At 49.6% G+C, this 19,347-nt stretch carries 17 protein-coding genes; 7 read left to right on the top strand and 10 right to left on the bottom strand.

What is annotated here, in order from left to right:
* Nucleotides 1-39 precede the first annotated feature (39 nt).
* Both MAQ5080_RS06235 and MAQ5080_RS06230 read left to right on the top strand, forming a co-directional pair.
* On the top strand, nt 40-1,065 hold the full coding sequence (locus tag MAQ5080_RS06235; RefSeq protein ID WP_082861049.1) for a type IV toxin-antitoxin system AbiEi family antitoxin: 1,026 nt from the start codon (nt 40-42) through the stop codon (nt 1,063-1,065).
* Nucleotides 1,031-1,876: a hypothetical protein gene (locus MAQ5080_RS06230; RefSeq protein ID WP_067207968.1), complete on the top strand. Its 846-nt coding sequence runs from the start codon at nt 1,031-1,033 to the stop codon at nt 1,874-1,876. The genes MAQ5080_RS06235 and MAQ5080_RS06230 overlap by 35 nt, the downstream gene beginning before the upstream one ends.
* Here the strand turns inward: MAQ5080_RS06230 and MAQ5080_RS06225 are convergent.
* The 4 genes from MAQ5080_RS06225 to MAQ5080_RS06210 all read right to left on the bottom strand — a co-directional run bounded on the left by MAQ5080_RS06225 (nt 1,866) and on the right by MAQ5080_RS06210 (nt 7,766).
* On the bottom strand, nt 1,866-4,676 hold the full coding sequence (locus tag MAQ5080_RS06225) for an FAD-binding and (Fe-S)-binding domain-containing protein (RefSeq protein WP_067207971.1): 2,811 nt from the start codon (nt 4,674-4,676) through the stop codon (nt 1,866-1,868). The two genes, MAQ5080_RS06230 and MAQ5080_RS06225, sit on opposite strands and share 11 nt — an antisense overlap.
* A 21-nt stretch (nt 4,677-4,697) precedes the next feature.
* Entirely contained in the window at nt 4,698-6,086 is a 1,389-nt protein-coding gene (locus tag MAQ5080_RS06220; RefSeq protein ID WP_067207975.1) for a TRAP transporter large permease, read from the bottom strand.
* A 4-nt stretch (nt 6,087-6,090) separates the two neighbouring features.
* Complete coding sequence (locus tag MAQ5080_RS06215; RefSeq protein ID WP_067207978.1) at nt 6,091-6,618, bottom strand: TRAP transporter small permease subunit; 528 nt, start codon at nt 6,616-6,618, stop codon at nt 6,091-6,093.
* A gap of 77 nt (nt 6,619-6,695) precedes the next feature.
* On the bottom strand, nt 6,696-7,766 hold the full coding sequence (locus MAQ5080_RS06210; protein ID WP_067207981.1) for a TRAP transporter substrate-binding protein: 1,071 nt from the start codon (nt 7,764-7,766) through the stop codon (nt 6,696-6,698).
* 340 nt (nt 7,767-8,106) lie between these two features.
* On the opposite strand from MAQ5080_RS06210, the gene MAQ5080_RS06205 reads away from it, so the two are divergent.
* Complete coding sequence (locus MAQ5080_RS06205) at nt 8,107-8,880, top strand: FCD domain-containing protein (RefSeq protein ID WP_231870806.1); 774 nt, start codon at nt 8,107-8,109, stop codon at nt 8,878-8,880.
* A 9-nt stretch (nt 8,881-8,889) separates the two neighbouring features.
* Here the strand turns inward: MAQ5080_RS06205 and MAQ5080_RS06200 are convergent, their stop codons facing one another.
* A complete protein-coding gene (locus MAQ5080_RS06200) occupies nt 8,890-10,176 on the bottom strand; it encodes an MATE family efflux transporter (RefSeq protein WP_067208033.1) in 1,287 nt (428 codons plus the stop codon).
* A 404-nt stretch (nt 10,177-10,580) separates the two neighbouring features.
* On the opposite strand from MAQ5080_RS06200, the gene MAQ5080_RS06195 reads away from it, so the two are divergent.
* Both MAQ5080_RS06195 and MAQ5080_RS06190 read left to right on the top strand, forming a co-directional pair.
* Nucleotides 10,581-10,781, top strand: a complete 201-nt coding sequence (locus MAQ5080_RS06195) for a hypothetical protein (protein ID WP_067207985.1) — start codon at nt 10,581-10,583, stop codon at nt 10,779-10,781.
* The gene (locus tag MAQ5080_RS06190; RefSeq protein ID WP_067207988.1) at nt 10,774-11,211 is read left to right on the top strand and encodes a globin domain-containing protein; all 438 of its coding nucleotides are present in this window, start codon (nt 10,774-10,776) and stop codon (nt 11,209-11,211) included. Before MAQ5080_RS06195 ends, MAQ5080_RS06190 begins: the two co-directional genes overlap by 8 nt.
* 23 nt (nt 11,212-11,234) lie before the next feature.
* Here the strand turns inward: MAQ5080_RS06190 and norR are convergent, their stop codons facing one another.
* The gene (gene norR / locus MAQ5080_RS06185; RefSeq protein ID WP_067207991.1) at nt 11,235-12,806 is read right to left on the bottom strand and encodes a nitric oxide reductase transcriptional regulator NorR; all 1,572 of its coding nucleotides are present in this window, start codon (nt 12,804-12,806) and stop codon (nt 11,235-11,237) included.
* 221 nt (nt 12,807-13,027) lie between these two features.
* Between norR and hmpA the strand changes: the two genes are divergently transcribed.
* Nucleotides 13,028-14,221, top strand: a complete 1,194-nt coding sequence (gene hmpA / locus MAQ5080_RS06180; RefSeq protein WP_067207994.1) for an NO-inducible flavohemoprotein — start codon at nt 13,028-13,030, stop codon at nt 14,219-14,221.
* A gap of 116 nt (nt 14,222-14,337) precedes the next feature.
* On the opposite strand, the gene MAQ5080_RS06175 is transcribed toward hmpA, so the two are convergent.
* The 4 genes from MAQ5080_RS06175 to MAQ5080_RS06160 form a co-directional block, all read right to left on the bottom strand.
* Complete coding sequence (locus MAQ5080_RS06175; protein WP_067207996.1) at nt 14,338-15,495, bottom strand: GNAT family N-acetyltransferase; 1,158 nt, start codon at nt 15,493-15,495, stop codon at nt 14,338-14,340.
* A gap of 431 nt (nt 15,496-15,926) precedes the next feature.
* The gene (gene aroE, locus MAQ5080_RS06170) at nt 15,927-16,727 is read right to left on the bottom strand and encodes a shikimate dehydrogenase (RefSeq protein ID WP_082861050.1); all 801 of its coding nucleotides are present in this window, start codon (nt 16,725-16,727) and stop codon (nt 15,927-15,929) included.
* Between the two features lie 53 nt (nt 16,728-16,780).
* Nucleotides 16,781-17,713 (bottom strand): oxygen-dependent coproporphyrinogen oxidase, encoded by a 933-nt coding sequence (gene hemF / locus MAQ5080_RS06165; RefSeq protein WP_414852807.1) that lies wholly within the window; start codon nt 17,711-17,713, stop codon nt 16,781-16,783.
* A gap of 84 nt (nt 17,714-17,797) precedes the next feature.
* Nucleotides 17,798-18,400: a TetR/AcrR family transcriptional regulator gene (locus MAQ5080_RS06160; protein WP_082861051.1), complete on the bottom strand. Its 603-nt coding sequence runs from the start codon at nt 18,398-18,400 to the stop codon at nt 17,798-17,800.
* 243 nt (nt 18,401-18,643) lie between these two features.
* Between MAQ5080_RS06160 and MAQ5080_RS06155 the strand changes: the two genes are divergently transcribed.
* Complete coding sequence (locus MAQ5080_RS06155) at nt 18,644-19,225, top strand: dihydrodipicolinate synthase family protein (RefSeq protein WP_306455415.1); 582 nt, start codon at nt 18,644-18,646, stop codon at nt 19,223-19,225.
* Nucleotides 19,226-19,347: the final 122 nt, after the last annotated feature.

Raw genomic sequence — 19,347 nt, 5'->3', positions numbered from 1 at the left:
CACCTCTTAATGTTCATGACTATATTTTGTTCATGAATCATGAACAATTATCTAATCGTGAACAAAATGGATCGTAACTCTAAAGAAAACTTAATCACGAGCGCTATTGCTATGCTGCCTACTCATATTAAGGCCAATGTAGTCATGGATAGCATTCATAAATCAGGGCCATTTTGCGATGCTGAAATAGAGCTGACATCCGGCCGGAAAAACGTCCATTTTTATGTAGAAGCTAAAAGAATTCACCGCAAAGAAAGCTTAAAACCTCTGTTTGAGCATGCAGGCCCAAATACCTTACTTATCTGTAACGGTCTTTCTGAATTTCTTTTGGAACAATGCCAGCGGCATAACCTCAATGTCATTGACACCTTCGGCAATATTTCTATTCAAGCTGATAATTTGATGATTTGGGTGCAACGAACGAAGGTTATCGAAAGCGCTCCTCAGCCAACAGACATAAACAGAAACTCACTTATGTCAGAAGGCGTCAGTAAGCTTCTCTTTATACTTGCTGCAGAGCCAAACAGCATAAAATCTACTTATCGAGAACTCGCTGAGATGGCAAACATCTCTCTTGGCATGGTCAGCAAGGCCTTAAAGCTTTTGCAAGAAGAAAGAGTGGTTAGCATTAAGCCAAAGAGAGTCTTGGATGAGGAACGCTTAATACAACTTTGGCTAGACTCTTACCGAGTGGCTCTACGTAAATCTCTGGGCGGTATTCGAGTTAAGTATCCCGAATCATGGAGCGAGATATCGCTAGAGCAAGATGATAAATGGGGCGGAGAAGTCGCCGCAGAGCAACTTACTGCCTATTTGTATGCCCATGACTGGCAGCTATTCACGCACCTTCCCCTACAAAAAAAGCTCGCTCAACTGAAATGTCGGCCAGATGCAGAGGGGAATCTTTGGTTAGTGCCTGCATTTTGGGGCAAAAGCCTCAAATGGAGCGATCGCACACAAGCATTGCTCGCCATCGCTGAACTAGAGGCTAGTTTGGACAGTCGAAATCATGAAACAGCAAGGATGCTACATGAACAATACCTATCAACTAAAGAAACCAATTAACCAAGCTTTTAAGCCTGTTCTTAAAATAATCGTAGATGCAAGCAATGCTCTTGATATTCCCATCTTTATCGCAGGGGCTACAGCGCGAGACTTGGTGCTGCACCATGTTTTTGAACGAAATATTGGTCGTAAGACCTACGATATTGATACTGCAATAATGATTTCTAACTGGGATGCATATGATGAGCTACGAAAACAGCTCATCTGGGCGGGGCTCAAGGAAACCCCCATAGCTCATAGGTTGCTCCACCAAGACACAGGCTTACCTGTTGATATCATTCCGTTTGGAGAGATCACCGGGGCTAATAATCAGATAGAGTGGCCACCTGAGTATGCGATCAGTATGTCCGTGGCAGGCTTTATAGAGGCTTATAATCATGCTCTTAATATCGAGATAGCGCCTAATTACATCATCAAAGTCTCGTCACTTGCAGGGCTGGCTTTGCTCAAACTCATTGCCTGGGGAGAGCGACGTCACGAAAGTAATAAAGATGCTCAAGATTTCCTGACCATTTTAAAAGAATACTCAAATATCGAGCTAGATCGCCTTTACGAGGAGTATGTGCCTGGCGACGCTTTAGAGTTCAATCCTGAAAGACTAGGGGCATTTTTACTAGGCTATGATATCGGTCTACTTTTTGCTGCGCAAAAGCCCACGAATACACTGGACTCCTTGAAGACCGTTTTAATCACACAGAAAGAACCACTGCTCAACAGTCTACTCAAAGAGTCGAATAGCCACGATTCCAGTAAGATTGAACAGTGGCTAAACGACCTTCAGCTTGGATTAAATAGGAGTGTTAACGACTAAGCTGATCCACTAGGTACACAATCGACTGATACTCTATCCCCGAGTGCTCGGTGAGGCCGATCTCGCAGGTACGCGAGTTGGAGTAGCCGACGTCACAGTCTTGCACGGCGTTTTTCAGCGTTTTCAAGGCACTTTGGTTTAGCTCAGGTGTACTGAAGCCTTTGTCGCCAGCGAAACCACAGCAGGTGATATCCGGCGGTATCACGACTTCTTCAGCCAGTTGTTCTGCCAGCTTCACAAAGGTATTGCCTAAGCCCATGCGTGTGGTGCTACAGGTGATATGCAGCGCCATTTTCGGGATTTTGCGCTCGATGGTGAGGTTCGCCATGGCGTGATCGGCCAAGAATTGCACTTGCTCGTATAAGTTCAATGCTGGATCAAGCGTGTCTTTCATGGTCAATAAACACGGGCTGGTGTCACAAACCACTGGCAGCTCGCCTTGTTGGCTCGCTTGCATCAGTAAAGTATTGAGATCGTTAGCTTTTTGCTCGGCAGCGGCGAATTGTCCTTTGGATTGGAAGGCCATACCGCAGCATTGGCTCTCGATACCATTAGGTACAATTACGTTATAACCCGCTTTTTCCAGTACAGAAAGCATCACCTCCATCACGGGGCGTTTGTCCGCAGCATTGGGGCCTGCGCCCATGACACGAGTCGCACAGCTTGGCACATAGACCACGCTTGGACGGCCCTCTTGGGTGATGGCGATACGATGGTTTGGCATGGCAGCAGCGCGTGGCATTTGTGGGTGCCATTTCGGCACTATACCACCTGTTAGGCTGTTGGCTGCGCTGGTCACAGCTTTCATACCACTGTTGCCAAGGATATTACGCATACCACCAGCCACCGCGAGGCCAGCACGAGCCGTCTTAGTGACGCCTTCGAAGTGATCCGCTACCCAGTAGCCCACTTTGGTGTCATGGTAACGGTCGTGACGCAGTTCGCGGGTCAGGTCGCCAGTATTAATACCGACTGGACATTGCATCGAACAGAGGCCACAGGCAGCACAAGTGTCCACGCCCTCGTAGGCGTATTCTTTGCGCAGCTCCGCTAAACGCTCTGGCGACTCACCTGAACGCTCTAAGCGCTGAATTTCCCGCCACAGCACGATACGCTGACGCGGAGTTAAGGTCAGTGCTCGAGAAGGACACACCGACTCACAAAAGCCACATTCGATGCAGGTATCCACCTTATCGTTGGCCTGTGGCAGGGGTTTTAGATTCTCAACGTGAATATTGGCGTTATGGGTCAAGATCACATCAGGGTTAAGCAAGCCTTTGGGATCAAAGGCTTTTTTCAGCTGCCACATGATGTCGTAGGCCTGCTGGCCCCATTCCAGTAAAACGTAAGGGGCCATATTACGGCCGGTACCGTGCTCGGCTTTTAATGAGCCGTTGTACTTCACTGCAACAAGTTGTGCCACTTCGTCCATCAAGGCTTCATAGCGCTTTACCTCAGCTGGATCGTCAAAGCCTTGGGTAAAGACAAAGTGCAGATTGCCTTCTAGGGCATGACCAAACAGGATCGCCTCACTGTAGCCGTATTTTTGAAAGACACCTTGCAGCTCTAATACGCCTTCGGCTAATTGTTCCACGGGAAACGCCACATCTTCGATGATCACCGTGGTACCCACTTTACGCACTGCGCCGACGGCAGGGAACATGCCTTTGCGGATCTTCCAATAGGTCTCGTAAAGTTCTTTTTCTTGAGTAAATTCAATCTCATACAGAGCGTTCATACCCTGTAGTGATTGGGTGACTTGCGCCACCTTCTGTTCCAGTTCCGCGGCAGTGGTGCCACGCACGTCGACCAACAAGCTGGCCACGTCCGCACCTAGGTCATTGAGCATCTCTGGCATACCCGGTTTGCCCGCCACCGTGCGCAGGCCTGCGCGGTCGATCAACTCTACCGCGGACACCGGCGTGCTTTTTAGCACGGTCACAGCACGACAAGTGGTTTCCATATCAGGGAAGTAGATCAAGGCGGCCGCTTTAATCGGATGCTCTTCCACCGTGTGGTAAGTCACTTCACTGATAAAGCCCAAAGTACCTTCTGAGCCGATCATAAGGTGCATCAGAATGTCGAATGGGTCGTCAAAGTCCACCAAACTGTTAAGACTGTACCCAGTGGTGTTTTTCAACCTATATTTGTGCCTAATTTTATCCGCTAAATCGCTGTTATTCTGTACCCCATAGGCCAATGCCTCGAGGGTCGATAGCAGCTCGGCATGACTTTCTTTGAACGCGGCACGGCTGTGCTCATCGGCCGTATCCAGTAAAGTGCCATCTTCAAAGATGATGCGCATGCTTTTGACCGTGTGGTAACTGTTTTGCGCCGTACCACAGCACATGCCACTGGCGTTGTTGGCCGCGATGCCGCCAATCATACAGGCATTGATCGACGCTGGATCTGGGCCGATCTTACGCTGGTAGGGTGCCAGCAATTGATTGGCACGAGCGCCGATAATCCCAGGCTGTAACGACACTGTATGGCCGTGATCGTGGATGCGGTAGCCTTTCCATTGGTCTGATAATTGAATCAGCACCGAATCCGTCACCGCTTGTCCCGACAAACTGGTCCCACCGGCACGGAAGGTCACCGGAATATCAAGCGCTCGAGTACAGCGCAGCACAAAACGCACTTCGCCTTCATCATGCACACGCACCACCAATTGTGGCACCATGCGGTAAAAGCTGGCATCCGTACCGTAAGCTAGGGTACGCAACGGATCATGAATTAAACGCTGTTCGTCGATGCGTTGCGCTAACTGTGTGTAGAGCGCCTGATATTGCGGTTTCATATCGCTTTCTAATCCTCTTTACTAACTGCCGTAGGCTAAGGCTGGAAGCCAAAGAACCAATTGTGGCCAGATAACAATGATCGCCAATGCTAGCAATTGCAGCAGAATAAATGGCATCACCCCTTTGTAGATATGGGATAGCTTCACATCCGGTGGGCATACGCCTTTTAAGTAGAACAATGAGAAGCCCATGGGCGGTGTCAGGAAGGAGGTCTGCAGCGCCATCGCCACCAACATCACAAACCACACCAATTCAGGGTTGTCGATCACACCGTAGCCATTGATGTTCAAATCCAAAGCCGAAATCACGGGTGCCAATAACGGTAGCACAATCAGAGTGATCTCAATCCAATCTAAGAAGAAACCTAGAAGGAAGATGATCAACAGCACACAAACAATGATGCCGTAATCGCCAAACGGCAGGGCATGCAACCAAGATTCGATCAGCTCATCACCGCCTAGCTCACGTAGGACTAGGGCAAAACAAGTCGCGCCCAAGAAGACGGCAAAGATGTACGCAGTGGTGTTGTACGAGCCATGCAGCACTTCTTTGAATACCTTGAAGTTTAGCTTTTTATTCCACCAAGCGAGCAAGGTCGCGCCGAACGCACCGACACCCGAGGCCTCCGTAGCAGTGGCCACACCGGCGAAAATAGAGCCCAATACCGCGAAGATCAACGCCACTGGCGGCAGAATGCTCTTAAAGACGTTCCAAATCACCGGCCAATCGACCTTCTGTACGTTCTCCGGTAACGGGAACATGCTTGGGCGAATAAAGCCCACCGCGAGAATAAAGACAATGTACATGGTCCCCAGCAAAATCCCCGGAGCTACCGCGCCCATAAACAAGTCACCCACAGACAAGGCTAACTGATCGGCCATGATCACCAGCATGATCGACGGTGGGATCAAGATGCCAAGGGTTCCGGCACTGGCAATAGTGCCCAACGCCAAAGGCTTGTTGTAATTTTGGGCCCGCATCGCAGGCAAAGACATCAAGCCTAACAAGACCACCGACGCGCCGACGATTCCAGTGGACGCCGCCAAAATAATACCAATCAGAGTGACCGTGATCGCCAGACCACCGCGCACGCGGCCGAACAGCTGCTGAATCGAGTGCATCAGCTTTTCCGCCACACCGGAGCGATCCAACATGATGCCCATAAAGATAAACATCGGTAAGGCCACCATGACCCAGTTATCCATCACCTTATAGATGCGGTTGACCACCAAACTGAGGGTCAGATAGTCCAGGCCGGTAAAGGTATCTAGATAGATATCCGAGAGGTAACCGATAAACGCAAATGCGACCCCGACACCACCTAAAACAAAGGCGACCGGAAAGCCGGTAAATAACAGTGCGATGAAGGTAAGGAACATCGCAATGACTAGAATTTCATTCATTTCCATAGGGTTAACCTCGACGCAGGGCCGCAACAGTACGGATCAAACGCGCCAAACTCGCTAGGAACAAGAGCGCAAAACTCAAAGGAATCACAGACTTAATCAACCAGCGGTAGGGTAAACCGGTCGGCGAAGCCGAGGTTTCACCGATACGCCAGGCGTCGTAGACAAATGGCAGGCTGGAATCAAATACCACGTAGATAAAGGGAAACAGCAAAAAAACGATGCCAAAGATTTCCCAACGGTGGCGGGCACGCTCGGACAGCGTGGCATGGAATAAGTCCACACGGATGTGGGAATTGGTCACTTGGGCGTATGACACGCCAAACATCACACCAATGGCGTACAAGTGCCACTGCAGCTCTTCCAGCAATACCATGCCGTGGTTAAAGCCATAGCGCAGCACCACTTGAGCTAGAATGACGATGATCAGCGCCACATAAGCCCACGCAAATAGGCGACCACTGGCCAATACAATTTTCTCTAAGAAGCTTGCAAAGGGTACAGTTGGTAAAGCGTTAGAATCAGAATGAGACACGCTACACTCCTGCTAAATCGGTCAGAAAAGCCAGCAAGTTCATAGACTTACTGGCTTGAAAGGATCAAACGTAAGGTTTATCGAGGTAGGAAGGCGTTTTCGCCCCATACTTTGTAACCATCACGGAACTCAGATAGGTCCTGCCATACTTTGGCAAAGAATGGGTCTTGCGCCGTTTCTTCTGCGACCACTTCGTCCCATGCTGTTTTGAAGGTACTGAGCATTTCTGGGCTCCATTGCTTGATGATGACGCCACGCTTCTCAACGTTCTCTTTCATCACCGCAAACTGCTCGGCTTCACCCTGTGCCAAGGAATCCGCCACCGAAGCTTTACACACCTGGTTCAACTGGGCTTGCTGGCTGTCAGACATGTCATTCCAAGTGTCCTTGTTGATCAGCAGCTCCGCCAAGGTCGCTTGTTGGTGCCAGCCAGGGAAGTAGTTGTATTTAACGATTTTGTGGAAGCCAATGTTCTTATCCACGGCCGGAATAGAGAATTCTGTTGCGTCAATGGCACCTTTCTCAAGTGCTGGGAAGATTTCCGAACCCGGTAGCAAAGAGGTCGATACGCCTAGTTTCTCCATCACTTTGCCGCCCAGACCGAAGAAGCGCATACGCAGGCCTTCTAGGTCTTCCGGTTTCTCGATCGGTTTAGAAAACCAGCCAGAGGTTTCTGGCGGTGTGATACCACATGGCACAACGTGTACGTTGTAACCCGCTTGATCGTACATTTCTTGGTACAGTTTGAGACCGTTGCCGTAGTAAATCCAGGCTAGATATTCGGACGCTTCAGGACCAAATGGCACCGAAGAGAAAATCGGAGATGCTGGAATTTTACCGGCCCAGTAGCCTGCTAATGTGAAGCCGGCGTTGACTTTACCGCGCGATACCGAGTCGAGGATTTCAAACGGTGCCACCAGTTTGCCAGGCTCGTACACCTTCATACGCAATGTGTTGTTGGATACCAACTGCAACTGATCCGCTACTTTCAGGATCGGTGAGCCTAAGCTTGGTAAGTTAGTCGAGAAGGCAACAGGGACCTTAAGCATCACTTTTTTATCCGCCGCCAACGCTGCTTGTGGGGCCAGTGAAGCAAGAGAAACAGCCAAGGCTGTACCGGTAAGCAAAGTTTTAACCGCTGTGTTCATTTGTCAGACCTTTTTTGGATATGGTTATTTTTATCGTTCCCCCTAACAACACTCCCAGTCATTGTTAGGGTTCATCCAAGATCAAATAAATTGGTCTTACCAATTTACCCAATCAAAGTATGGCAAAGATAAGAACAAGCTACAATTTTGTCAACTGGCTAAATTTAATACTTTTGTCTACAAAATTAGCGATTTTATAATTGGTTTTACCACTTTTTCATTTATCCACACAAATTGAAAAGTGCCGTATGCTGTGTTAAAAACCATATTATTGGTCATACCAAATCATTTATTTACTATTAAACCAATTAAGTAGCGTGTTCAGAGAAGGTATCAAGACGTGGAAAAGCGCAGTTTTGGACGAGTCAAACAGCCGAAGATCTCCGACATCATCATGCAGGAGTTAGAAAGTATGATTTTGGAAGGAACCTTTAAAGCGGGGCAAAAATTACCGCCAGAGCGTGAATTAGCCGAGCGTTTTGAAGTATCACGTCCTTCTTTGCGTGAAGCGATTCAAAAGCTTGCTGCACGTGGGATAGTACATTCCAAACATGGCGGCGGAACCTATGTATCAGAGCAAGTTGGTTCGTCTTTCAAAGATCCATTGTTGGAGCTGCTCAGCGCCCACGATGAGTTCTTGTATGATCAGCTAGAGTTTCGCGATGCGCTAGAAGGTTTATCCGCCTACTATGCCGCATTACGCGCCACCGATGCCGATAAAGCCAAGCTTACCCAATGTTACGAGGCTCTGGTGGAGGCGAACCTTAGCCAAGATGCCAGCCTAGAGTCGAAGCTTGATACTGAGTTTCATATGGTCATTGCCGAATGCGCTCACAATGTCGTGCTGCTGCACACGTTACGCAGCTTGTTCTCGACCCTTGAGAAAAGCATTTCCGCCAATCTGACCAATCTATTTGAAAAGAAAGATGCCCGCGGCCATGTGATGGCGCAGCATAAAGCGTTATACGACGCCATCATGGCGAGCAAACCAGATGAAGCCCGCGCCGCGGTGCACGCACATCTGGTATTTGTCGAAGACAACTTGCTGAAAATGCGTCGCGAGGAGTCGCGTATTCAGCGCTCCCTGCGACGCAGTGAGAATGGTGATTGGTAAGCCATTGCCTTAGGGGGCAAACCACACGTCTCGTTGCAAGTTCCGGCGATAGCACCACCAAAGGGTGATCGCTCGGGCGATGAAGAACAGCGCCATGCTCAGCCAAAGACCATGATTGTCCAACCCTTGAGTGATAAACCACAACGGGAAGAAGACGCCTAACACACTGATAATCATGGTGTTTTGCATCTGTTTTACACTAGTGGTGCCAATAAAAATGCCATCGAGCATATAAGACCAAATACCCAACAGAGGAAAGGCAATTAACCAAGGTAGGTACAGTTTGGCTTCGGCACGAACCGACTCGACACTGGTCAGTAGGTCAATGATCAAGCCACCAAAGAGGCTGAAGATCATCACCAGTAGCAAGGCCGCCACGACCGCCCAGTAAGTCGATAAACGAATCACTTTTTCGAACAACTCGCGATTTTTACGTCCCAGATACTCGCCACATAAGGCTTCCACGGAAAACGCAAAGCCGTCCAGCGCGTTAGAGATAATCATCAGAAAGGTCAGCAATACCGCATTGGCCGCGAGGATGGCATCCCCTTGGCGTGCCCCTTGGGCGGTAAAGAAGGTCATCACGGTTAGCAAAAGAATCGTGCGCACAAACAGGTAGCGGTTCACCTGCACCAACTCGATGTAGGTATGCCATTTTGACAGATCGATCAGCGGCACATGACCGTCAAAGCGTTGTAACTGCTTGGCAGCCAACACGAGCGCAAAGACTACGCCCAGATAGTGTGATGCCACCGTCGCCCAAGCGACGCCGACACTGGCCATATCCCACTGATACACCGCCACATAGTCGAGCACCATATTGGCCAAGTTAATCAGTAGCAGCATCCACAGCGGTCCTTTCGAATACTGCACGCCGAAGAACCAGCCGATTAAAGCATAGCCAGCCAACACCGCTGGGGCGCTGTAGATACGCGCTTCGCAATAGGCCCTTGCCCACGGCTCCAACTCGGCACTGGGTGCCATAAAATAGATCGCCAGCTCGATAATCGGTGTTTGGAATAGAATCAGCAGCAGGCCAATGCCAATGCCCATGGCGAGGGATTGCAACAACAGCGCGCGCACTTGGCGGCCATCTTCGCGACCCAGAGCCTGAGCCGTCAGGCCGGTAGAACCCATACGTAAGAAGCCAAACGCCCAAAATAAGAAACTAAAGATACTGGCGCCAATGGCCACTGCGCCCAAATGCACAGCGGTACCTAAATGTCCTACTACGGCGGTGTCGACCAAACCCAACAGAGGGGTGGTGATGTTAGACAGCATGGGGGGCCATGCCATATGCCAAATTCTGCGGTTTAACACCGCGTCATTCTGAAAGCGCTTTAAAAGCTGTTGAAAACTCAAGCTAAGCCTCGAAAATCCATAATCTGTGGATATCCATTCTATGTGGATAACTAAACTTACTGTGCACACCAAGCCATCAAACAGCGCCTGTGGACATAACAGGACTTTATACACAAAACTGCAAGTTTTAGACAGTTTTCAACTGTACACAGGGCAAATTTGCACTGTTTATATCCACAATTGGCATTATGAATTTGTTTATCCACATAATTCGATTATGTCTCGGAGTTAGTCTCTAAGCGTATTGACATCTGGATAACTGGGCGTTTTTTCCACAATTTGCTTTAAACTGGGTGGTATTTTGCTAAAATCAGCGGCGAAAATTTCGGGGAATCGTTATGAAAAAAACATTAAAGCCAGTTTTAGAAGGCCTAGCCGTAGGCTGTGTCTTCATCAGTATTACCATGTTGTTTGAAATTCCACTGTACATGAGTTTTATCATTGGCGGTTTGGCCGCCGTGGGTGGTATCCATAACTCGATCAAGATGGACAGAGCCAAGGCCGAAAAAGCCGCTGCAGCGGAAAAGAAAGATGACTGAGACGACTTCAACCCGAGCATACGGTGATGGCGATGCCACATTGCAAGCCGTAGGAGGAATGGAAGGACTGACCAAGCTGGTCCATAACTTCTACCGTATTATGGCCGAAGTGCCAGCTTATCGACCTCTGTATGACATGCATCCGCAGCCGATTGATACCTCGATCGATAAACTGATCCTGTTTTTACACGGTTGGCTGGGGGGTGAGCGTATGTACGCCAAGAAATACGGTCAGATCGCTTTGCCTCGTGCCCATGCCCACCTTAAAGTGAACGATCACGAGCGCTTAATGTGGCTTAACTGCATGTCCGATGCCATCAGTGACCTAGGTTACCCAGAAGACCTACGCGAGTACCTAGTCGCGGCGTTCAGTGTGCCAGCAGGGCGCATTCAGCAAGTGAGCCAAGCCACGCACAGCCAAGAGTCGTAGCCAGCCCTGCAGTACGACCTTGCCTAGCTGCGCTGCTTAGTGACTTCAATACCTAAGCGTTTCGCTAAGCGTACCAAGTTCGCACGATCCATCCCCAATGATCGTGCCGCTTGGGCCCAATTCAACTGCGCTTGATCCAACGCCTGTTCAATACAGCGACGCTGAAATACTTCTGTTGCTTGTTTTAAATCTTGTATCTCAACTGTATCTAACAAAGCCACTGTCGAAGACTCTATTTCAACGCCTTCAGGCTGCTGGAAAGCGTCTACCAAACCGCTGAGATGGATGGGGTCGATTCGAGTAATCCCTTGATTTGTTTCACTTTTTGCCAACAGTGCAGCACGCGATAAGACATGCTCTAACTCACGCACATTGCCCGGCCAACGATAGGCTTTAAGCCAGTCACTGGCTTGCGGTGACAGGGTTAATTGCTGCAAACCAAACTTACGTCGTAGCTGTTCGGCAAAGAATCCTGCCAATAACAGCACATCACCATTGCGCTCACGTAGGGGCGGTACGGCAATCGGGAACACACTTAAACGATGGTACAGATCGGCGCGAAAGCGCTTCTCGGCGACTTCTTGTTTTAAATCGCGGTTAGTCGCGGCGATGATACGTACGTCCACGTATTCAATTTGATCCTTGCCCACCGCTTGGATTTCTTGGTTCTGAATCGCCCGCAACAAAGTGCCTTGGGCTTCTAAGGGCAGCTCGCCAATTTCATCGAGAAATAAGGTGCCACCGTGGGCGAGGGTGAATTTCCCCACGCGATCACGGTCCGCGCCCGTAAAAGCACCCTTAACATGGCCAAACAGCTCACTTTCGATCAGGTTTTCAGGAATCGCAGCACAGTTCACATACACCATAGGCGCGTCTGCACGCTTGGAAGAACGATGTAGCGTACGCGCCACTAACTCCTTACCGACGCCCGTTTCGCCTTCAATTAACACAGCCAAATCCGCTGGTGCCACCAGTTCTAAATGCTGCTTTAGGGTTTGCATGGCCTGACTTTGACCCACCATTTCCGTGGCTTCTTTGTTAAGCGCTTCTTCGCTGAGCTCCACCAGCAACTCTTGCGCGTGTTTCGACTTTTGCTCCAAGCGTGCCAGTAACATCGCGGTATTCAAACTCATGGCGGCCATAGTGCCAACAATGTCCAAAGCACGGGAATCCAGCGTGTCGAATACCCCAGGCGTCATGCTGTCTAGGGTAACGACTCCCAGCATCTCACCCTGCACATACAAAGGAATGCCCATACAGGCATGCACCGGCAAACCATCGTCATGCCCCGCCACCATGCCATCGTAAGGATCTGGTAGGGTACAACCGGTTGAAAAGCGTACCGGCTGATAGGAGGCACAGATTTCCGTGAAGCGTGGGTGTTCAGTGATCGCGAAGCGACGTCCCATGACATCATCCATTAAGCCCTGCTGGGCAAGGGGCAGCAGCGTTTCTCCCTTGCGCTCTAATAACACCACCGCATCGCAATCAACGGTTGCACGGATGGCGCGAATTAGGCGCTCAAAACGATCTTCAAGGGTCACGGCGCTGGCCAGATCCAAGGCAAAACGCAGTAGGGTGTCGGTCGAAATCATGGCAGCAACTCAGCGATTCAAGGGTTAGGTCATTTTGACTCATAGAATTCATAATGACACCTTATAAAACAAGTCAAATTGACATAAATCAGTTTTATTGAATTTATTAAATTACTGATTTTAAAGGGTTTTATAAATTGGCATTAAATTCGCAATAGCTAGGGTAACTGGCTCAGGTTATCGAGCGACTTAAACACCTAAAATTATCGCGGAGACACTCTATGCTATCGCAAACTCATATCGACACTGTAAAAGCGACTATCCCTGTTCTAGCGTCTGCTGGCACAGCCATTACGGAACACTTTTACAATCGTATGTTTACTCATAACCCTGAGCTTAAAGACGTGTTTAACATGTCCCACCAAGCTACAGGTCGTCAGCCAGCCGCGCTGTTTAACGCAATCGCCGCGTACGCGACGCACATTGATAATCTTGAAGTGTTGACTGGCGCCGTGATGCGCATCGCTCACAAACACACCAGCTTTAATATCCAAGCGGATCAGTATGCAATCGTCGGCCATCACTTAATCGAAACCCTGCGTGAACTACTCGGCGAAGCCTTCACCCCAGCCATTGAAGAAGCATGGGGCGCTGCGTACCAGCAACTGGCAGACATCTTTATCAAGATCGAAGGCGACTTGTACAAAGCCAACGCTGAGAAGAACGGCGGCTGGGAAGGGTTCCGTAAATTCCGCGTTGCGAAAAAACAAGCCGAGTCTGAATTGGTCACTAGCTTTACCTTTGTCCCAGCAGACGGCGGCAAAGTCGTGGACCATCTACCAGGTCAGTACCTAGGTATTAAAGTGCATCCAAGCAATCATGAATTCGATGAAATCCGTCAATACAGTATCTCGACTGCGGCGAACGGCGACAGCTACCGTATCAGTGTTAAACGTGAACTAAGCGACGTGAAAAATGGTGTTGTGTCTAACTACCTACACAACAGCATCGAAGAGGGTGATGAAGTAGAGTTGATGCCACCAGCAGGTGATTTCCACTACCAGGAACGCGAGCGCCCAGTGGTCTTGATCTCAGCGGGTGTGGGCTTAACGCCAATGAACGCCATGCTGGATACCCTAGCGCAGAAAGCTAGTCGTAACCCGATCTTCTACCTACACGCGTGCCGTAATGCCCAGCAACACTCGTTTGCCGAGCATGTAGCGGGTCTAACTGAGACATTGAACCTAACTCACTACACTTGGTTGGAAAACGGCGCACCAGAGAATGCTGAGCGTGTCTTGGCTGGCCAAATGCAGCTAGGGCAAGTCTCTGAAATCCTGCCGCTAGCAGAGGGTGATTTCTACTTATGTGGTCCTGTGGGCTTTATGATGTTTATCAAAGAGCAGCTACTAGGCCTTGGTGTAGCGGAAGATCGTATTCATTACGAAGTGTTTGGCCCACATCAGAGTTTTTAAGCTTAACCCCATCCTAACCTTCCCCTTAAAGAAACAAGGGGAAGGAACGCGAGATGCCGCAGAGCTAGAGAACTAAAGCTCCTCCCCCTTACCAAGGGGGAGGCTGGGAGGGGGTTTTAAGCCTGCTTAAACGGCAATAACTCGTGGGTATCTTGATGGTAGCCACGCACTGCTTCGGCTTCTTCCTGACAGAAGTTACCGATCGCATCGCGAAAGCCTGGGTTCTCGATGTAATGCACGCTGTGGCTAAACACAGGTTCAAAACCACGGGCGATTTTGTGTTCCCCTTGGGTGCCTGGATCAAAATGCTGTAACCCTTTTTCGATACAGAATTCGATGCCTTGGTAGTAGCAGGCTTCAAAGTGCAGGCAGTCAAATTCTTCGATACAGCCCCAATAACGGCCATAAAGTGAGTGATCGTCGAAGAAACACCAAGATGCGCCGACTGGCTGATCGCCTTTATAAGCCAACACCAAGAGAATCTGCTCGGCCATGCTTTTCACCAGCTGTTGGAAGAAGGCTTCGCTGAGATAACCGGTCTGGCCGCGTTTGCCGTAGGTGCTCTGGTAGCAAGTGTAGAAGAATGTTACCTCTTCTGGCGTTAACTCAGATCCAAGCTTACGTTCTAAATGCAGGCCTTGCTGAGCGATCTTGTCGCGCTCTTTGCGGGCGCTTTTACGCTTACGGCTGGAGAAGTGACTAAAGTAGTCCTCCATGGACTGATAGCCTTTGTTAAACCAATGGAACTGGCAGGAAATTCGGTGCAGATACTCATCGGAACGACCTAGATGCTCGGCCAGGTGTTCGCGGCAGAACAGTAGATGCCAGCTGGAAAACTGACGCTCTTGGTTGGCTTGAGTCAACACGGGGGCGAGCGCTGCGTAGATCGCCACGTATTCTTCTGAGTCCCCCATTGGATCAATATGGGTAAACAGACGCGGGCCAGTAACAGGGGAATAGGGCACCGCCCAGACGCGCTTGGGATAGTACTGATAGCCATAACGCTGATAAGCATCGGCCCAAGACCAGTCAAACACAAATTCCCCATGGGAATGGGTTTTCAAGAAGGTTGGAGCGATGGCCAGAGGCGTCTCATCGTCTTCCATCACCAGCAGATATTCAGGATACCAACCGGTACCATCGCCAAGGCAATTATGCTCTTCTAAGGCTTGGTAAAAGGCGTATTGCGCAAAGGGGTAGGAGGTCTCACCAATGGCTTCTTGCCAACGCTCGTAGCCAATATCCGCTACCGATGCAAACCATTGTGCTTTCATGGAACCTCCCTAGAACAAGATTGTTAAAGGGCATAAGTTATCGTCTTCGAGTCGGCTCAACAGCACATCCCTGTGCTGATTAGCCGATGCCGTCATCCTGACGGCGGCTCTTAGACTGATAACTCATGCCCAAGAAGTATGTTTGATCACGTAAAACCGCCTCACAAAGATCAACCACTCATCTGAATACAGTCATCTGATTCAAGCAGCGCTGATGTGAGTATCGATAAGAATCCGACGTAGGCCAGCCTAACAAAGATCATAAATTCATCTGAGTACAGTCGTTTGGCTCAAGCAGCACTGATGTGAGCATCGATAAGAATCGAACGTAGGTCAGCCATCAGGATGATGGCGAAGGCTCAATCAGCACATGGATGTGCCGTCTGAGCCTGACCGAAGACGATTCTTATCGAATCAAAGTAACAACCGAATCACATCTCAGAGCGCAATTGCTCAATCACGGGTGCTTGTTGTGGGCGTACATGTTGCCATAGGAAGAAGGCTTCCGCCGCTTGCCCCACTAACATACCGAGGCCATCTGAGCCTTTCGCGCCATGAGTAAAGGCCCACTGCATAAATACGGTCGGTTCTTTGCCGTAGACCATATCGTAGACCCAAGTATTTTCGCCCACGAGCTCGTCTTTTAGCGGTGGCAGATCACCACCAAGGCTTGCCGAAGAACCATTGATAATGACATCAAACGGGCCTTCCAGTTCATCAAAGCCAGCGTAATCGCAGCCAAAGACTTCGGCTAATTCTTGGGCTCTCGATACCGTTCGGTTGGCGATCGTTAATGAGGCAGGATGGCGTGCCAAAATCGGCCCAATCACACCTCGTACCGCACCACCGGCGCCGATCAGCAACACTCGCTTGCCTTCAAGTGGCTGACCTAACACTTCAACAATATCACGTACCATGCCCGTACCGTCTGTGTTATCACCGTATAGCTCACCGTTTTTGCCCATAATTAGGGTGTTCACCGCACCCGCTTCTTGAGCACGCTTGCTAAGCTTATCGCACATATCATAAGCACGTTGTTTAAACGGTACCGTCACATTTAAACCTTTGCCCCCCGCGGCAAAGAAGTCACGTACTTGTTGTTCAAAGCCTTCAAGATCGCCAAGGATCTTTTCATAATTCACATCTCGACCGGTTTGTTGGCCAAAGGCGTGATGAATCTCTGGTGATCGACTGTGTGCAATCGGATTTCCGATGACGGCGAACTGTTCCACTATAAACCTCTAAAACTAGTACTTAAGGCCCGATGGGCTTACTTATTGTTATGTTATGACGTCTGGCGACCCAGCCAATCACGGCCGGTTAGGTAGTAATCCGTGAGCGCTGCTTCTGGGCTGCCCGCTTCGGGCTCGTAGCCATAAGTCCATTTTACTTCCGGTGGTAGTGACATCAGGATAGATTCGGTACGACCGGCGCCGCTTTGCAAACCAAAGTGGGTGCCACGGTCAAATACCAAATTAAACTCTACGTAGCGACCACGACGGTGTAATTGGAAATCGCGCTCGCGCTCACCAAAGGGCGTATCTTTGTGTTTCGCTAGGATTGGCTCGTAAGCTTCGATGTAGCCGTTACCTACTGCTTGCATCAATGCAAAGCTTTCCTCGAACGGTAACTCATTGAAATCATCAAAGAAAACGCCACCTATACCACGGTGTTCTTGACGGTGCTTCAAGAAGAAATACTCGTCACACCAGGCCTTAAAGCGGTCGTAATAGTCTTCGCCAAACGGTGCAAGAGAATCCAATGCCTGTTGGTGCCATTGGATACAGTCGGCATCGTCACCGTAATATGGAGTCAGATCGAAACCGCCACCAAACCACCACACTGGGTCGAGGCCTTCTTTGTGTACCACGAACAAACGCACGTTGGCGTGAGACGTGGGTGCATAAGGGTTACGCGGGTGAATCACTAGAGAAACGCCCATGGCTTCGAAGCTACCACCAGCAAGCTCTGGACGATCCGCTGTCGCCGATGGAGGTAGCTTATCACCACGTACGTGAGAGAAGTTCACGCCGCCTTTCTCAATCACATCCCCCGCTAGAACGCGGGTGCGGCCCATACCGCCGTTATCTCGTTGCCATGCGTCTTCATGAAAGCGCGCACTTGGCTCAAACGCTTCAAGACGCTGGCAAATACGGTCTTGTAGGCCCATCAAGAATTCTTTGACGGCATGGATGTTTTGCTCAGTTACTGCGCTCACAATCGGCTCCAATCCTTACGACATAATTGGCGCCATTCTAACATTGTTCAGCGCGTACACTGAATGATCTAGCGAGGATAAGGGCTAAATACGGTCAACTAAGTTACGCCAAGGGGCAACCGCTTGCTCAAAGCACTCTTTATTTCCGGTCGAACGCACCAACACTGAAGCACCGTGCAGGCTGGCAAGAATTTGACTGGCGTAGGCGCGCGCTTCCTCGCTTGGCATCCAATCTTTTTTCATATAGGACACGACCGTCGCCAACCAGTCAGATTTCAGATCATAGAAGTCTGCGATCGCTTGTGACGTGGCCGAATTGAGCAAGCTTTTTTCCGCTGCGAGTACGGTGCACAGGCTCACGTGGCCTTGATCCACCACCTTGGTTTTGAAGTCATCGATAAATTTGTTTAAGGCTTTCTGTGCCGCTTGGCGCTTTTTCTTCGGCAACAGCAAACGTTCCGCATAATCTTCGCTGTAGCGCTGCATAACGGCGTAACAAAGATCGTCTTTGGTGGGGAAGTGATAGTGCACACTGGCACTTTTGATACCGACTTCTGCTGCCAAATCACGAAAACTCATGGCTTTGTAGCCATGCGCCAACATGGCGTTTAAAGCGGCATCTAGGATCGCCACCTTGGTTGGGTTTTCAACTTTTGTCGCCGACTCTAACTTTGACTTCATATCCATAGTGCGTATCCGTGTAAAAACCAATCAATTGATAGGTTCTTTTTTAACCTATCGCTCAGTCAGAGGCTATAGTGAAATAGTATGAAATCTGACAAATCTTAATTTTTTACATATTTATCAAAAGCTTAAATTAAAAGCGACGCGCTAAAGAAAAACATTGTCGCAAAGCGTGTTGACGACTTCACGAAAGTGAATGTATTTTGTATCCAAAATACATAAACAAGCATTCCAAGGAGAACTCCTATGAATACGCAAGTCTTCTACGGTGTGATGCCGGCGCTGATGACCCCATGCACAGCCGATCGCACGCCAGACTTCGATGCACTGGTAAAGAAAGGCCATGAAATGATCGAAGCAGGCATGTCTGCTGTAGTCTATTGCGGTTCCATGGGGGATTGGCCGTTACTGAGCGATGCGGAGCGTATGGAAGGCACCGAGCGGCTCGTGAACGCAGGCATTCCCGTGGTGGTGGGTACTGGGGCTATCAATACCAAATCCGCAGTCGCCATTGCCGCCCACACGGAAAAAGTCGGTGCGGCAGGTTTGATGGTGATTCCACGGGTCTTATCCCGTGGCAGTGTGATCGCCGCGCAACGTCATCATTTCAAAGCCATTCTAGAGGCAGCACCGAGCTTGCCAGCGATTATCTATAACAGCCCTGTGTATGGCTTTGCCACGCGTGCGGATTTGTTCTTTAGTTTACGTGCTGAACACCCGAATTTAGTGGGCTTTAAGGAATTTGGTGGGGGTGCCGACTTACGCTATGCGGCGGAAAACATTACCTCTCAAGATAACGATGTGCTCTTGATGGTGGGCGTGGTGTAGTGGTCTAATAAAACCGGACACCATTTAAGGTGGTAATATAGCCACATCAAAAGAGGTGTCCAATGACAAAACAACGTCGTACATTTTCAACAGAGTTTAAGCATGAAGCAGCCTGCTTAGTG

Origin of the sequence: Marinomonas aquimarina, assembly GCF_900089755.1 — a bacterium.
In the GTDB taxonomy this organism is placed as follows: domain Bacteria; phylum Pseudomonadota; class Gammaproteobacteria; order Pseudomonadales; family Marinomonadaceae; genus Marinomonas; species Marinomonas aquimarina.
Note: the sequence above shows the minus strand (reverse complement) of the source record. Positions and strands in the feature narration are given on the sequence as shown.

Bases quoted from the DNA above. Each gene is read 5' to 3' on its own strand.
- MAQ5080_RS06155 (WP_306455415.1), top strand. From the start codon at position 18,644: ATGAATACGCAAGTCTTCTACGGTGTGATGCCGGCGCTGATGACCCCA.
- MAQ5080_RS06230 (WP_067207968.1), top strand. From the start codon at position 1,031: ATGAACAATACCTATCAACTAAAGAAACCAATTAACCAAGCTTTTAAG.
- MAQ5080_RS06195 (WP_067207985.1), top strand. From the start codon at position 10,581: ATGAAAAAAACATTAAAGCCAGTTTTAGAAGGCCTAGCCGTAGGCTGT.
- MAQ5080_RS06220 (WP_067207975.1), bottom strand. From the start codon at position 6,086: ATGGAAATGAATGAAATTCTAGTCATTGCGATGTTCCTTACCTTCATC.
- MAQ5080_RS06210 (WP_067207981.1), bottom strand. From the start codon at position 7,766: ATGAACACAGCGGTTAAAACTTTGCTTACCGGTACAGCCTTGGCTGTT.
- MAQ5080_RS06175 (WP_067207996.1), bottom strand. From the start codon at position 15,495: ATGAAAGCACAATGGTTTGCATCGGTAGCGGATATTGGCTACGAGCGT.
- MAQ5080_RS06200 (WP_067208033.1), bottom strand. From the start codon at position 10,176: ATGGCATGGCCCCCCATGCTGTCTAACATCACCACCCCTCTGTTGGGT.
- hmpA (WP_067207994.1), top strand. From the start codon at position 13,028: ATGCTATCGCAAACTCATATCGACACTGTAAAAGCGACTATCCCTGTT.
- norR (WP_067207991.1), bottom strand. From the start codon at position 12,806: ATGATTTCGACCGACACCCTACTGCGTTTTGCCTTGGATCTGGCCAGC.
- MAQ5080_RS06190 (WP_067207988.1), top strand. From the start codon at position 10,774: ATGACTGAGACGACTTCAACCCGAGCATACGGTGATGGCGATGCCACA.
- MAQ5080_RS06225 (WP_067207971.1), bottom strand. From the start codon at position 4,676: ATGAAACCGCAATATCAGGCGCTCTACACACAGTTAGCGCAACGCATC.
- MAQ5080_RS06160 (WP_082861051.1), bottom strand. From the start codon at position 18,400: ATGGATATGAAGTCAAAGTTAGAGTCGGCGACAAAAGTTGAAAACCCA.
- MAQ5080_RS06235 (WP_082861049.1), top strand. From the start codon at position 40: ATGAACAATTATCTAATCGTGAACAAAATGGATCGTAACTCTAAAGAA.